This is a genomic window from Burkholderia sp. KBS0801 (assembly GCF_005937855.2).
GTDB lineage: Bacteria > Pseudomonadota > Gammaproteobacteria > Burkholderiales > Burkholderiaceae > Burkholderia > Burkholderia ambifaria.
This window is the reverse complement of record NZ_CP042177.1, coordinates 910,979-924,328: the sequence shown is the minus strand read 5'-3', so window position 1 is coordinate 924,328 and position 13,350 is coordinate 910,979. Positions and strand designations below refer to the sequence as shown.

At 66.7% G+C, this 13,350-nt stretch carries 13 protein-coding genes; 12 read left to right on the top strand and 1 reads right to left on the bottom strand.

Features of this window, described 5'->3' with window-relative positions:
• Positions 1-322: 322 nt before the first annotated feature.
• The 6 genes from zwf (at position 323) to FFI87_RS04485 (ending at position 5,956) form a co-directional block, all read left to right on the top strand.
• Positions 323-1,792, top strand: a complete 1,470-nt coding sequence (gene zwf / locus FFI87_RS04510; RefSeq protein WP_012363282.1) for a glucose-6-phosphate dehydrogenase — start codon at positions 323-325, stop codon at positions 1,790-1,792.
• An 87-nt stretch (positions 1,793-1,879) separates the two neighbouring features.
• Positions 1,880-2,560, top strand: a complete 681-nt coding sequence (gene pgl, locus FFI87_RS04505) for a 6-phosphogluconolactonase (RefSeq protein WP_012363281.1) — start codon at positions 1,880-1,882, stop codon at positions 2,558-2,560.
• Positions 2,538-4,466, top strand: a complete 1,929-nt coding sequence (locus FFI87_RS04500; protein WP_105831589.1) for a bifunctional transcriptional regulator/glucokinase — start codon at positions 2,538-2,540, stop codon at positions 4,464-4,466. The genes pgl and FFI87_RS04500 overlap by 23 nt, the downstream gene beginning before the upstream one ends.
• 371 nt (positions 4,467-4,837) lie before the next feature.
• A complete protein-coding gene (locus tag FFI87_RS04495) occupies positions 4,838-5,269 on the top strand; it encodes an STM2901 family protein (protein ID WP_138848132.1) in 432 nt (143 codons plus the stop codon).
• Positions 5,269-5,625, top strand: coding sequence for a DUF1493 family protein (locus tag FFI87_RS04490; protein ID WP_138848133.1), 357 nt, complete (start codon positions 5,269-5,271; stop codon positions 5,623-5,625). The genes FFI87_RS04495 and FFI87_RS04490 overlap by 1 nt, the downstream gene beginning before the upstream one ends.
• Positions 5,626-5,698: 73 nt before the next feature.
• On the top strand, positions 5,699-5,956 hold the full coding sequence (locus FFI87_RS04485; RefSeq protein ID WP_105787372.1) for a T6SS amidase immunity protein Tai4 family protein: 258 nt from the start codon (positions 5,699-5,701) through the stop codon (positions 5,954-5,956).
• 173 nt (positions 5,957-6,129) lie between these two features.
• On the opposite strand, the gene FFI87_RS04480 is transcribed toward FFI87_RS04485, so the two are convergent.
• A complete protein-coding gene (locus FFI87_RS04480; protein ID WP_138848134.1) occupies positions 6,130-7,347 on the bottom strand; it encodes a Bcr/CflA family multidrug efflux MFS transporter in 1,218 nt (405 codons plus the stop codon).
• A gap of 248 nt (positions 7,348-7,595) precedes the next feature.
• Between FFI87_RS04480 and FFI87_RS04470 the strand changes: the two genes are divergently transcribed.
• The 6 genes from FFI87_RS04470 to ribBA all read left to right on the top strand — a co-directional run bounded on the left by FFI87_RS04470 (position 7,596) and on the right by ribBA (position 13,336).
• Positions 7,596-8,048 carry a hypothetical protein gene (locus FFI87_RS04470; RefSeq protein ID WP_006755084.1) on the top strand — a complete coding sequence of 151 codons (453 nt, stop codon included), beginning with the start codon at positions 7,596-7,598 and terminating at the stop codon, positions 8,046-8,048.
• Positions 8,049-8,244: 196 nt separating this feature from the next.
• On the top strand, positions 8,245-9,528 hold the full coding sequence (hemL, locus tag FFI87_RS04465) for a glutamate-1-semialdehyde 2,1-aminomutase (protein WP_012363276.1): 1,284 nt from the start codon (positions 8,245-8,247) through the stop codon (positions 9,526-9,528).
• A 12-nt stretch (positions 9,529-9,540) separates the two neighbouring features.
• Positions 9,541-10,662: a bifunctional diaminohydroxyphosphoribosylaminopyrimidine deaminase/5-amino-6-(5-phosphoribosylamino)uracil reductase RibD gene (gene ribD, locus FFI87_RS04460; RefSeq protein WP_012363275.1), complete on the top strand. Its 1,122-nt coding sequence runs from the start codon at positions 9,541-9,543 to the stop codon at positions 10,660-10,662.
• Positions 10,663-10,676: 14 nt separating this feature from the next.
• Positions 10,677-11,306, top strand: a complete 630-nt coding sequence (locus FFI87_RS04455) for a riboflavin synthase (RefSeq protein ID WP_012363274.1) — start codon at positions 10,677-10,679, stop codon at positions 11,304-11,306.
• A gap of 181 nt (positions 11,307-11,487) precedes the next feature.
• Positions 11,488-12,006, top strand: a complete 519-nt coding sequence (locus FFI87_RS04450; RefSeq protein WP_012363273.1) for a DUF1993 family protein — start codon at positions 11,488-11,490, stop codon at positions 12,004-12,006.
• 187 nt (positions 12,007-12,193) lie between these two features.
• The gene (ribBA, locus tag FFI87_RS04445) at positions 12,194-13,336 is read left to right on the top strand and encodes a bifunctional 3,4-dihydroxy-2-butanone-4-phosphate synthase/GTP cyclohydrolase II (protein ID WP_138848135.1); all 1,143 of its coding nucleotides are present in this window, start codon (positions 12,194-12,196) and stop codon (positions 13,334-13,336) included.
• Positions 13,337-13,350: the final 14 nt, after the last annotated feature.

Sequence of the window (13,350 nt, the reverse complement as noted above, 5' to 3'; positions counted from 1 at the left end):
GCCGATGACCGGCCGGGCTCTTACAGAAAGCGTGAATCGAGATTCAACGGCGTGTCTCCTCATTGTGTTTCTGGCCCGCCGCGATGCCGCGGCGCGAGCCCGGGGCGACGGCGCGCGGACGATGCGCACCGTCAATGTCCGATAACATTCGGCACAAGGCGTTCCCGAAGGCGAAGCTCGCGCAGTTCATCGACCGCACTTCTTTTTTTCTTCACCCAGGTGCTACCCCTTGCGGCGGATTGTAGTTAAACTACAATTCAGTGTCAAAAATATTTTTATCGCACTACGGATCGCTTCCCAGCACCCCAACCGGCGGAGACACATGCATACCGATTCCAGCTTTACCTTCGTACTTTTCGGCGGCACCGGCGACCTGTCGATGCGCAAGATCCTGCCCGCGCTGTTCGAAGCGCACCGCGGCAACATGCTCGCGGAAAGCGGCCGGATCGTTGCCGTCGCGCGGCACGAATCGGATCGGGCGGGCTATCTCGAGTGGGTCGACACGCACGTGAAGCCGCATGCGGCGAAGGCGGCCGGCAAGGCGTTCGACGACAGCGCGTGGCAAGCCTTCCTCGAGCGCATCGAATACGTGAAGCTCGACCTCGGCCGCGCGGAGGACTACACCGTGCTGCGCGACGCGGTCGCGCAATTGCCCGGCATCCGCGTGTTCTATCTCGCGACGGGGCCGTCGCTGTTCGTGCCGATCTGCAAGGCGCTCGCGTCGGTCGGCCTGAACGAAGGCGCGCGCATCGTGCTCGAGAAGCCGCTCGGCTACGACCTGCGCTCGTCGAACGCGATCAACGACGCGGTCGGCGAGATCTTCGCGGAAGACCAGATCTACCGGATCGACCACTACCTCGGGAAAGAGCCGGTACAGAACCTGCTCGCGCTGCGCTTCGGCAATGCGCTGTTCGAGCCGCTGTGGCGCCGCGAATGGGTCGAGAGCATCCAGATCACGATCGCCGAGGAGCTCGGCGTCGAGGCGCGCGGCGATTTCTACGACAATACGGGCGCGCTGCGCGACATGGTGCAGAACCACCTGCTGCAGCTGCTGTCGATCGTCGCGATGGAGCCGCCGCACTCGATGGATTCCGACTCGGTGCGCGACGAGAAACTTCGCGTGCTGCGTGCGCTGAAAGCGATCGATCCGCGCGACATCGGCAAGGTCGCGGTACGCGGCCAGTATCATGCGGGCGTGATCAAGGGCGCGCAGGTGCCGGCCTATGCGACCGAGCCGGGCGTGAAGCCCGACAGCCAGACCGAAACCTTCGTCGCATTGAAGGTCGAGATCGAGAACTGGCGCTGGGCCGGCGTGCCGTTCTTCCTGCGCACCGGCAAGCGGCTCGCCGATCGCGTCGCGGAGATCGTCGTCAATTTCCGTCCGGTGCCGCACTCGGCGCTCGGACCCACCGCGCTGCGCGCCGGCGCGAACCGCCTCGTGATCCGGCTGCAGCCGAACGAGACGATTCGCCTGTACTGCCTCGCGAAGCAGCCCGGCGAAGGGATGAATCTCGCGAGCGTGCACCTCGACCTCGCGTTCGACCAGTTCTTCAAGGAAGGGCAGATGGAGGCCTACCAGCGCCTGCTGCTCGACGTGATCAACGGCCGCCTCGCGCTGTTCGTGCGCCGCGACGAGCAGGAAGCCGCGTGGCGCTGGGTCGAGCCGATCCTGAACGAATGGGCGCGCTCGCTGAAGCCGCCGAAGCCGTACGCGGCAGGCACGTGGGGGCCGGCCGCGGCGAGCGCGATGCTCGCGCAGCACGGCACCTGCTGGCTCGAAGAAGAAAATTGATGCAAACCGTTGCCGTGCGCGCTTGGCGCGCGGCAACGTGCCCCACGATTCATACGAATTGAACAGACAAAGCAGTCCGGAGGAGATGTGATCGAGATTCACGCTTTCGACACCCAGGAAGCTCAAAGCGAGGCGCTCGCGCGCGCCGTGGGCGATGCGCTGCGCGCCGCGCTCGGCGGCCCCGCACGCCCGACGCTCGCGGTGTCCGGCGGCACGAGCCCGCGCCCGTTCCTGCAAACGCTGTCGCACGCGGCGCTCGACTGGGCCGGCGTCGACGTCACGCTGGTCGACGACCGCTGGGTGCCGGAGGACGACGCGGCCAGCAACGCGCACCTCGTGCGCGACACGCTGCTGCAGCACGCGGCGGCCCCTGCCCGCTTCCTGCCGCTCGTCGACACCAGCACTGCGCTCGACGCGCACGTCGCCGCGCTGAACGCGAACGCCGACTACCGCGTGCCGACCGTCGCCGTGCTCGGCATGGGCGAGGACGGCCACACCGCGTCGATCTTCGCGGACGCGCCCGAATGGGACCACGCGATCACGACGCCCGAGCGCTTCGTCGCCGTGCATCCCGGCGCCGCGCCGCATGCGCGCGTGAGCTTTTCGCTCGATGCGCTGAAACGCGTCGACCGGCTCTTCCTGTTGATCGCGGGCAGCCGCAAACGCGACGTGCTCGACGCCGCGGCCGCCACGCTGCAGAAGAACGCGATTTCCCACCTGGCCAACGACAAGGGGACCAAGCTCGATGTCTACTGGTGCGCAAAGTAAGGCTGTCGTCGCGGTCCAGCATGCCGACGGCCCGCGCCTGCTCGCGGACGTCGGCGGCACCAACGCGCGTTTCGCGCTGGAAACCGGCCCGGGCGAGATCACGCAGATCCGCGTCTATCCCGGCGCCGACTATCCAACGATCACCGACGCGATCCGCAAGTATCTGAAGGACGTGAAGATCAGCCGCGTGAACCACGCGGCGATCGCGATCGCGAACCCGGTCGACGGCGACCAGGTCACGATGACCAATCACGACTGGAGCTTCTCGATCGAGGCGACGCGCCGCGCGCTCGGCTTCGACACGCTGCTCGTCGTCAACGACTTCACCGCGCTCGCGATGGCGCTGCCCGGCCTCACGGATGCGCAGCGCGTGCAGATCGGCGGCGGCACGCGCCGCCAGAACAGCGTGATCGGGCTGCTCGGGCCCGGCACCGGGCTCGGCGTGTCCGGCCTGATTCCGGCCGACGATCGCTGGATCGCGCTTGGCAGCGAAGGCGGCCATGCATCGTTCGCGCCGCAGGACGAGCGCGAGGATCTCGTGCTGCAGTACGCGCGCAAGAAGTTTCCGCACGTGTCGTTCGAACGCGTGTGCGCGGGCCCCGGCATGGAGATCATCTATCGTGCGCTCGCCGCGCGCGACAAGAAGCGCGTCGCAGCGAACGTCGACACGGTCGAGATCGTCGAGCGCGCCCATGCGGGCGAAGCGCTCGCGCTCGAGGCCGTCGAATGCTTCTGCGGGATTCTCGGCGCGTTCGCGGGCAGCGTCGCGCTGACGCTCGGCGCGCTCGGCGGCGTCTATATCGGCGGCGGCGTCGCACTGAAGCTCGGCGAACTGTTCACCCGCTCGTCGTTCCGCGCGCGCTTCGAGGCGAAGGGCCGTTTCACGCACTATCTGCAGAACATCCCCACCTACCTGATCACCGCCGAATATCCGGCGTTCCTCGGCGTGTCGGCGATTCTCGCGGAGCAGTTGTCGAACCGTTCGGGCGGCGCGTCGTCGGCGGTGTTCGAGCGGATTCGCCAGATGCGCGACGCGCTGACGCCGGCGGAGCGCCGCGTCGCCGATCTCGCGCTGAACCATCCGCGCTCGATCATCAACGACCCGATTGTCGACATCGCGCGCAAGGCGGACGTGAGCCAGCCGACGGTGATTCGCTTCTGCCGCTCGCTTGGCTGCCAGGGCTTGTCGGACTTCAAGCTGAAGCTCGCGACCGGCCTCACCGGCACGATTCCGATGAGCCACAGCCAGGTGCATCTCGGCGACACGGCCACCGACTTCGGCGCGAAGGTGCTCGACAACACGGTGTCCGCGATCCTGCAGCTGCGCGAACACCTGAACTTCGAGCACGTCGAGAATGCGATCGAGATACTGAACGGCGCGCGCCGCATCGAGTTCTACGGGCTCGGCAATTCGAACATCGTCGCGCAGGACGCGCACTACAAGTTCTTCCGCTTCGGGATTCCGACGATCGCGTACGGCGACCTGTACATGCAGGCCGCGTCGGCCGCGCTGCTCGGCAAGGGCGACGTGATCGTCGCGGTGTCGAAGTCGGGCCGCGCGCCCGAGCTGCTGCGCGTGCTCGAGGTGGCGATGCAGGCCGGTGCGAAGGTGATCGCGATCACGTCGAGCAACACGCCGCTCGCGAAGCGCGCGACCGTCGCGCTCGAGACCGACCACATCGAGATGCGCGAGTCGCAGTTGTCGATGATCTCGCGGATCCTGCATCTGCTGATGATCGACGTCCTCGCGGTCGGCGTCGCGATCCGTCGCGCGTCGACCAACGGCGAGTTGCCCGAGGCGGTCGCGCAGGCACGCGCACGCGCGAGCGACGACGAAACGGCCGACGTGCTCGACTGGCTGAGCCACGGCGCATCGCCGGCGGCGAAGGACGTGGCGCGCGACTGACGCTCGGCGCAACACCGTCGATGCACGACACCCCGAACGCTGGGTTCAGGCCCGGCGTTCGGGGTGTTTTTGCATGAGCGGCACCGCGCCGCGCCACAGCGGCCCGGCGATCACCGATGAGCGTTCTATCGATGGCGGCACGTGACGTCATACGTTCGTACACGCTCCCATTTTCGAACAAGTCAAATTGTCAGCAGTTGCCCAGGCTCGGTAACTTCCTTCACTCCGCTGATGCCGCCATCCCGGTCCGAGAGGGATATGCATAGACCACGTTTTTCAGCCGCATGGGCAGCAGCACCCTGGGCGATAGGCAGGAGATCGTTGTCTTCGAGGTTTCAGCCTCGTCGATAGCCTGAGAGAGGAATACTATAATGAACAATACCTATGATTTTGGTACACATCGAGATCTCACGCCGATGGAGCTGTTTTTTCTTGTCTTTATCGATGAGACATGCAGGGAGCTTGGTGTTGACGATGTAGCAGCAGTGGTTGCTATTGCGACCGGTCAAAATTGGATGCCAACACGCGCAAAACCCTTCGGTACCACGCCGGGTACTTCTGTTGCGTCGATATTGAGTCGCAAGTATCTGGACTACGATTTGAAGAAGAAGATCCTCCCAACGCTGACCAACGCCAGCGTTAAACGCTTGAAGTTCATTCTGGTAAGAAACATTGGGGTTTTCGTTGGGCGCGCGGTTCCTGTCGTTGGCTGGGTCATTGCTGCCAACAATGTCACGACGATCAGCATTCGTTCCGTGTCGCGCTATAACCCGCTTGTCAAGCCTGAGGACAAGGTGTTCTGATGAGTCAGTTTACATGGAACGAGTTTGAGGATTTTGTGAGAAGGGAGGCCGGTGTGAGTCCCAAAAAAATTCTCACAAAAGGTCATGCCGTCGAGGGTGATTTGGATATCACTGGCGACGATGCGATCGAGTTTATGGAGAGCTTCTTCGATAAATTTCCGGTGCAAGTTGGAGATTTTGAGTTCAATCGCTACTTCTCAGGAGAGGGCTTTAGCTTGATTGAAGTGGCGCGGATGGTTTTCTCCAGAAAACATCGAGAAAAATATGACAAAGTGCCACTGACTCTAGGCATGCTCTATCAGGCGATTCTGGATGGAGAGTGGAACAATCAGCGCTTGGAAAGTCTGCCGCGTTGATTGCACCTTGCCCAATAGACCGGTTTATTTTTCAGGCGATGTGTTGGATCTGTGCACACCTCAAGAGTCTGCGATGAGACAAAATCCGCTGCTCCGGCGCGTGATATTTTCGGCACTGACGTTGGCGGCACAATCGGGCCATGCAACAGATACAAAGTTATCGCCACAAGATCCGATTGTCGAATCCGAAATCAAAGGCGTGAGGTTTGATTTTTTGAAATGCCTGGATCTGTACCACAGCAAGGAACTCGATGCGCAGGCCAAGCGGTTTGTGATCAACCCACAGCGCAGCTACCGACTTGACAATCGCTCGTCAGACCGTTCCAAGTGACCCTGACGCGAGGAGTCAAACGCACGGCCACCGTTGACCACACGCGCCCCGCGACACCGCGAAATTGCTGTTCCCCGCGACGGGGCTGTCAGCGAGACGATTAGAAGCAAATCGCGGCTCCGGCGCGTTCACGCATCCGCCGCCCCCCTCGCCCACCTATTCCGCCACGCGGCTCACGCCCCCGCTTTCACCGGCCGCCCATGCCAGCGCAGCACGAGGTAGCGCCCGGCGAAACACAGCAGACCCGACACACCGATCGTCACGCCCATCGCGAACGGCGTGCCGTCCGCGAGTGCGCCGATCGCGACGCTCGCGAGCGCGCCGAGCGCGAGCTGCATCGCACCGAACACGGCCGCCGATGCGCCCGCGTTGTGCGGGTAGCGATGCATCAGGTCCGTCGTGCAGTTCGCGGACAGGATCCCGACCACGCCGACAACGAAGAACAGACACACGACGATCGACCACAGCCCGCCCCACCCCGTCAGCGCGACGAGCGCGACCGCGAGCGACGCGATGCAGCTCACCAGCGACGCGGCGGCAATGAGGCGCAGCGAGCCGATCCGGCCGACAAGGCGCGTGTTCGCGAAGTTGCCGATCATGATCCCGATGACGTTCAGCCCGAACAGCAGCCCGTAGTGCTGCGGCGACACGTGGAAATACTCGATGTACACGAACGGCGTCGCGGTGATGTACGAGAACATCGCCGCGAACGCCATCCCGCCGCACAGCATGTGCCCCCATGCGACCGGATCGGACAGGATGCGCCCGTACGACGCGAACGATGCAAGCACGGCCGCGCTCTTGCGCCGCTCCTTCGGCCAGGTTTCGGGCACGCGCAGGTACGCGGTCGCCGCGCACAGTGCGCCGAACACGGCCAGCACGACGAACACGCCGCGCCAGCCGGCGAAGCGCAGGATCTGCCCGCCGATCAGCGGCGCGAGCAGCGGCCCGACCGCGGTGACGATCGCGACCATCGACAGCACCTTCGCCGCGTCGGTCGGCTCGTGCGCGTCGCGCGCGATCGCGCGGGCGAGCACCGACGCGGCGCCCGCGCCGAGCGCCTGCAGGAAGCGCACGACGATCAGCATGTCGATCGAGCCCGACACGAAGCAGCCGATGCTCGCGAGCGTGAACAGCGCGATGCCGCCAAGCAGCACCGGGCGGCGGCCCCACGTATCGGACAGCGGACCGTACAGCAGCATGCCGATCGAGAATCCGGCCATGAAGCTCGTCAGCGTGCGCTGCGCGGCGCCGGGGCTCACGGAGAAGCCGTCGGCGATCGACGGCAGGCTCGGCAGGTACATGTCGGTGGCAATCGGCCCGCAGGCGGCGAGCGCGCCAAGCAACAGGATCAGCCGGGCATCGGGCCGGCGCCGGACGACGTGGGACATGAGTATCCGGAATGGAGGCCGCGCGCGCATCGGAGCACGCGTGGCGGTGAAGACGGGAGGCCGCGCCGCGGACGGCGCTCAGGCCCATGATTGTACGCGCAACTTTTTCGCGTGCCGGCGGCGCGTGTGGCGCGCATGGCCGGCAAGCGCCCCCACGGCCGGTGTCGCGCGAGCGCGCGGGCGGATTCGATTAAGCTTGCTGCTCGCCGTTTTTCTCGTCTGACCAAATCGACCCGACGACCGAACCGATGACCGCTTTCCTGCTGATCTGGAGCCCCAAGAAATGGCCGTGGCCCGAGCTGCCCGACGTCGCCGCGCGCGTGAAGGCCGGCGAGGCCGTGCACGACGTGTGGGGCTGCGGCTTCGCCCGCGGCATCCTGCCGGGCGACCGCGTGTTCCTGCACCGTGTCGCGAAGGAGCCGAAGGGCGTGTTCGGCTCCGGCTACGTGACGCGCTCGCCTTACGAGGTTCCCGATCCGGCGACCCGGCGCGGCTACCGGCTGTGCATCGACTTCGTCTATGACTGGCTGGTGGACGCACACCACGACGTCGTGATCCCGCGCGACGCGCTGCGCGTGCATCCGTACTCGGTGCAGACCTGGGATGCGCAGAGTTCCGGCACGTCGATCAAGCCCATGGTCGAAGGCCCGCTGGAGAAACGCTGGGCCGAGCTGACCGGCAAGCGCAAGTCGCCGCGATAAGCGGATAGGAACCGGATTCGGCCGTCCTCGCCGTTCCCGCGCGCCCACCTCGCGCCTGCCCCCCCAACGCGCCGAAAGGCCGCAGACCGCCCGCCGGGCCCGCCCCGCGCGTCTCCGGTACAATCGGACGGATAGTTCCGCCCAGGCGCCGCGGCCCGTGCACAGGCCCCGCACCCTTCTCTCGCAGGTTTCGCTCATGTCCAACAATCAGATCCTCTTCGAACGCGCCCAGAAGACCATTCCGGGCGGCGTCAACTCGCCGGTGCGCGCCTTCCGTTCGGTCGGCGGCACGCCGCGCTTCGTGTCGCGCGCACAGGGCCCGTACTTCTGGGATGCCGACGGCAAGCAGTACATCGACTACATCGGCTCGTGGGGCCCGATGATCGTCGGCCACGTCCACCCGGAAGTGCTGTCGGCCGTGCAGAAAGTGCTCGCCGACGGCTTCTCGTTCGGCGCGCCGACCGAGGCGGAAATCGAGATCGCCGAGGAAATCTGCAAGCTCGTGCCGTCGATCGAACAGGTGCGGATGGTGTCGAGCGGCACCGAGGCCACGATGAGCGCGCTGCGTCTCGCGCGCGGCTTCACGGGCCGCAGCCGCATCGTCAAGTTCGAGGGCTGCTACCACGGCCACGCAGACAGCCTGCTGGTCAAGGCCGGCTCGGGCCTGCTCACGTTCGGCAACCCGACGTCGGCCGGCGTGCCCGCCGACATCGCGAAGCACACGACCGTCCTCGAATACAACAACGTCGCCGCGCTGGAAGAAGCGTTCGGCGCGTTCGGCGATGAAATCGCCGCGGTGATCGTCGAGCCCGTCGCGGGCAACATGAACCTCGTGCGCGGCACGCCGGAATTCCTGAACGCGCTGCGCGCGCTGTGCACGAAACACGGCGCCGTGCTGATCTTCGACGAGGTGATGTGCGGTTTCCGCGTCGCGCTCGGCGGCGCACAGCAACACTATGGGATCACGGCGGACCTCACCTGCCTCGGCAAGGTGATCGGCGGCGGGATGCCGGCCGCCGCGTTCGGCGGCCGCCGCGACATCATGGCCCATCTCGCGCCGCTCGGCGGCGTGTACCAGGCCGGCACGCTGTCGGGCAACCCGATCGCGGTAGCGGCCGGCCTGAAGACGCTGCAGCTGATCCAGGCGCCGGGCTTCTACGACGCGCTCACCGCGCAGACGAAGCGCCTCGCCGACGGCCTCGCGGCCGAAGCGCGCGCGGCCGGCGTGCCGTTCGCGGCCGACTCGATCGGCGCGATGTTCGGCCTGTACTTCGCCGAGCGCGTGCCGACCAGCTTCGCGGAAGTCACGAAGAGCGACACCGAGCGCTTCAATCGCTTCTTCCACCTGATGCTCGACGAAGGCGTGTACTTCGCGCCGTCCGCGTACGAGGCCGGCTTCGTGTCGAGCACGCACGACGACGCGGTGATCGACGCGACTCTCGCGGCCGCGCGCCGCGCATTCGCGGCCCTCGCCGCCTGACCGGAACCACGCATGTTCTCGGATACCGATTTCGCCCACATGCAGCGCGCGCTGACGCTCGCGGCGCGCGGCATGTACACGACCGCGCCGAACCCGCGCGTCGGCTGCGTGATCGTCAAGGACGGCAACGTCATCGGCGAAGGCTTCACGCAGCCGGCCGGCCAGGACCACGCGGAGGTGCAGGCGCTGAAGGACGCGCGTGCGCGCGGCCATGACGTCGCCGGCTCCACCGTGTACGTGACGCTCGAGCCGTGCAGCCACTTCGGCCGCACGCCGCCGTGCGCGAACGCGCTGATCGACGCGCGCGTCGCGAAGGTCGTCGCGGCGATGGAAGACCCGAACCCGCAGGTATCGGGGCGCGGCCTCGGGATGCTGCGCGACTCCGGCATCGACGTGCGCTGCGGGCTGCTCGCGAACGAAGCGGGCGAACTGAACATCGGCTTCGTGTCGCGAATGACGCGCGGCCGGCCGTGGGTGCGGATGAAGACGGCCGCGTCGCTCGACGCACGCACCGCGCTGCCGTCCGGCGAAAGCCAGTGGATCACCGGCGAGGCCGCGCGCCTCGACGGCCACGCCTGGCGCGCGCGCGCATGCGCGATCCTCACCGGGATCGGCACGGTGCGCGAGGACAACCCGCTCCTGACGGTGCGCGGCATCGACACGCCGCGCCAGCCGCAGCGCGTGCTGGTCGACAGCCGCCTCGACCTGCCGCTCGATGCGCGCCTGCTCGAGGGTGCGCCGCTGCTGATCTTCTGCGGCCGGCTCGATGCGGCCGGCGAAGTGCGCGCGAAGGTGCTGAAGTCGCGTGGCGCGGAAATCGTGCCGCTCGCGAATGCGCACGGCAAGGTCGACCTGCCCGCGATGCTGGCGGCGCTCGGCGCGCGCGGTGTCAACGAACTGCACGTCGAGGCCGGCCACAAGCTGAACGGTTCGCTGCTGCGCGAACAGTGCGTCGACGAGCTGCTCGTCTATCTCGCACCGAGCCTGCTCGGCAGCGACGCGGCCGGCATGTTCGACCTCGCCGCACCGGCGAGCCTCGACGCGCGCACGCGGCTCGCATTCCACAGCGTCGAGCGGATCGGCGACGATCTGCGGATTCTCGCGCGCGTCGCGCCGCCTGCCGCCACCCACTGAACGGAGCCGTCACGATGTTTACCGGAATTGTCGCGGCCGTCGGCCGCATCGAATCGATCAACCCGCTCGGCGCGTCGCCCGACGCGGGCGTGCGGCTGACGGTGCACGCCGGTGGGCTCGACCTGGCCGATGTCGCGCTCGGCGACAGCATCGCGATCCAGGGCGCGTGCATGACCGTCATCGAAAAGACCGAAACCGGCTTCGACGTCGACGTGTCGCGCGAAAGCCTGAACCGCACGGTCGGCCTCGCGCAACCCGGCGAAGTGAACCTCGAGAAGGCGCTGCGCGCGCACGACCGCCTCGGCGGGCACATCGTGTCGGGCCACGTCGACGGCCTCGGCACCGTGACGCGGTTCGCGCCGGTCGGCGAATCGCACGAGCTGCGGATCGTCGCGCCGCGCGAGCTCGGCCGCTATCTCGCATACAAGGGCTCGATCACGGTCAACGGCGTGAGCCTGACCGTCAACGCGGTCGACGATCGAGCGGACGGCTGCGAATTCTCGATCAACCTGATTCCACATACGGTCGAGGTCACGACGCTGCGCAACGTGAAGGCCGGCGACAAGGTCAATCTCGAAATCGACATGATCGCGCGGTATGTCGAGCGGATGCTGTCGGCATCGCACGGCGTGCAGCAGGACTGATTGCGGGGGCTCTGCCCCGGGACATGAAATGGCGGCCGGCGGTTCGGCCCGACACCTGGCCTGATGGCCAACGACGCGCACGGGTCATCGCGTCGCGCTAAGATGCAACGGCAGCGGTTTCGGCGCCGCGACACACGGTGCGCCGCGTACCGGCTGTCCCTTTTCCTCCAGGAGTCGTCCCATGTCCATCTCGATGTACCAGGCTTCGCTGCCCGTCCTCATCCGCGGCCTCACCAACCTGCAGCACATCCTCGGCAAGGCGCAGGCGCATGCGGCCGAGAAGCAGATCGACCCGTCGGTGTTCATCGGCGCGCGCCTCTATCCGGACATGCTGCCGCTCGTCCGCCAGGTGTACATCGCGACCGACACGGCCAAGGGCTGCGCCGCGCGGCTCGCCGGCGTCGACATCCCGAGCTATCCCGACGTCGAACAGACGTTCGACGAACTGCATGCCCGCATCCAGAAGACGATCGACTATCTGAAGAGCTTCGAGCCCGCGCAGATCGACGGCAGCGAATCGCGCCAGGTCGTGCTCAAGATGCGCACCGGCCCGATCGAGTTCACCGGCCAGTCGTACCTGCTGAACTTCGTGCTGCCCAACTTCTTCTTCCACGTGACGACCGCGTACGACATCCTGCGCCACGGCGGCGTCGAACTCGGCAAGCTCGACTACCTCGGCGGCCGCAACGAGCACGCGTAACGCCCGGCCGCGCCCCGGCCGAGCTGCGGCCGCCCGTCCTCGGGCGGGCCGCGGCGGCCCCGGCAGGCCCGCCTCGCCGGGCGGTCGCGCCGCTTTCCGGCGTGCTCGCCGGCCGCGCGCGGCCGGTGCCAGCCGAAACGCGGTCCGGCTGGCGTAAAATACGCACTTTCCTCTTTCTCGCCCCCTTATGACGCTCGCCTCCACGCTCGACATCATCGCGGAGTTGAAAGCCGGCCGGATGGTGATCCTGGTCGACGAAGAAGACCGCGAAAACGAAGGCGACCTCGTGATCGCCGCCGAATTCGTCACGCCGGAAGCGATCAACTTCATGGCCAAGTACGGCCGCGGCCTGATTTGTCTGACGTTGACGCAGGAACGCTGCAAGCAGCTGCACCTGCCGCTGATGACCTACCGCAACGGCACCCAGTACGGCACCGCGTTCACGGTCAGCATCGAAGCGGCCGAAGGCGTGACGACCGGCATCTCGGCCGCCGATCGCGCGCACACGATCGCCACGGCGGTCGCGCACGACGTGCGCCCTGAGCACATCGTGCAGCCGGGCCACGTGTTCCCGATCATGGCGCAGCCGGGCGGCGTGCTGGTGCGCGCCGGCCACACCGAGGCCGGCTGCGACTTCACCGCGCTTGCCGGGCTCACGCCGGCCGCGGTGATCTGCGAGGTCATCAAGGACGACGGCACGATGGCGCGTCTGCCCGATCTGCTCGAGTTCGCGAAGGAGCACAACCTGAAGGTCGGCACGATCGCCGACCTGATCCACTACCGCAGCCGCACCGAATCGATCATCGAGCGGATCGCCGAGCGCACGATGCAGACCGCGCACGGCACGTTCCGCGCGGTGCTGTACCGCGACCAGCCGACCGGCTCGCCGCACATCGCGCTGGTGCGCGGCACGCCGTCGCCCGACGTCGATACGCCCGTGCGCGTGCACGAGCCGCTGTCGGTCCTCGACCTGCTCGAGACGAGCATCTCGACGCACTCGTGGACGCTCGACGCCGCGATGCGCGACATCGCGGAACGCGACCTCGGCGTGATCGTGCTGCTCAACTGCGGCGACACGAAGGAACATCTGATCGACGTCTTCAAGGCGTTCGACGAGGAAGAAAAGGCCGCTGCGCTGAAGCGCCGGCCGGTCGATTTCAAGACGTTCGGCATCGGCGCGCAGATCCTGCGCGACGTCGGCGTCGGCAAGATGCAGGTGCTGTCGAATCCGCGCAAGCTGGGCAGCATGTCCGGCTACGGCCTCGAAGTCACGGGCTTCATTCCGATGCCCGGCGGCGAAGCCAAGTCCTGCCCGGCGTCCCACGCGTAACCCGCCACGGCGCT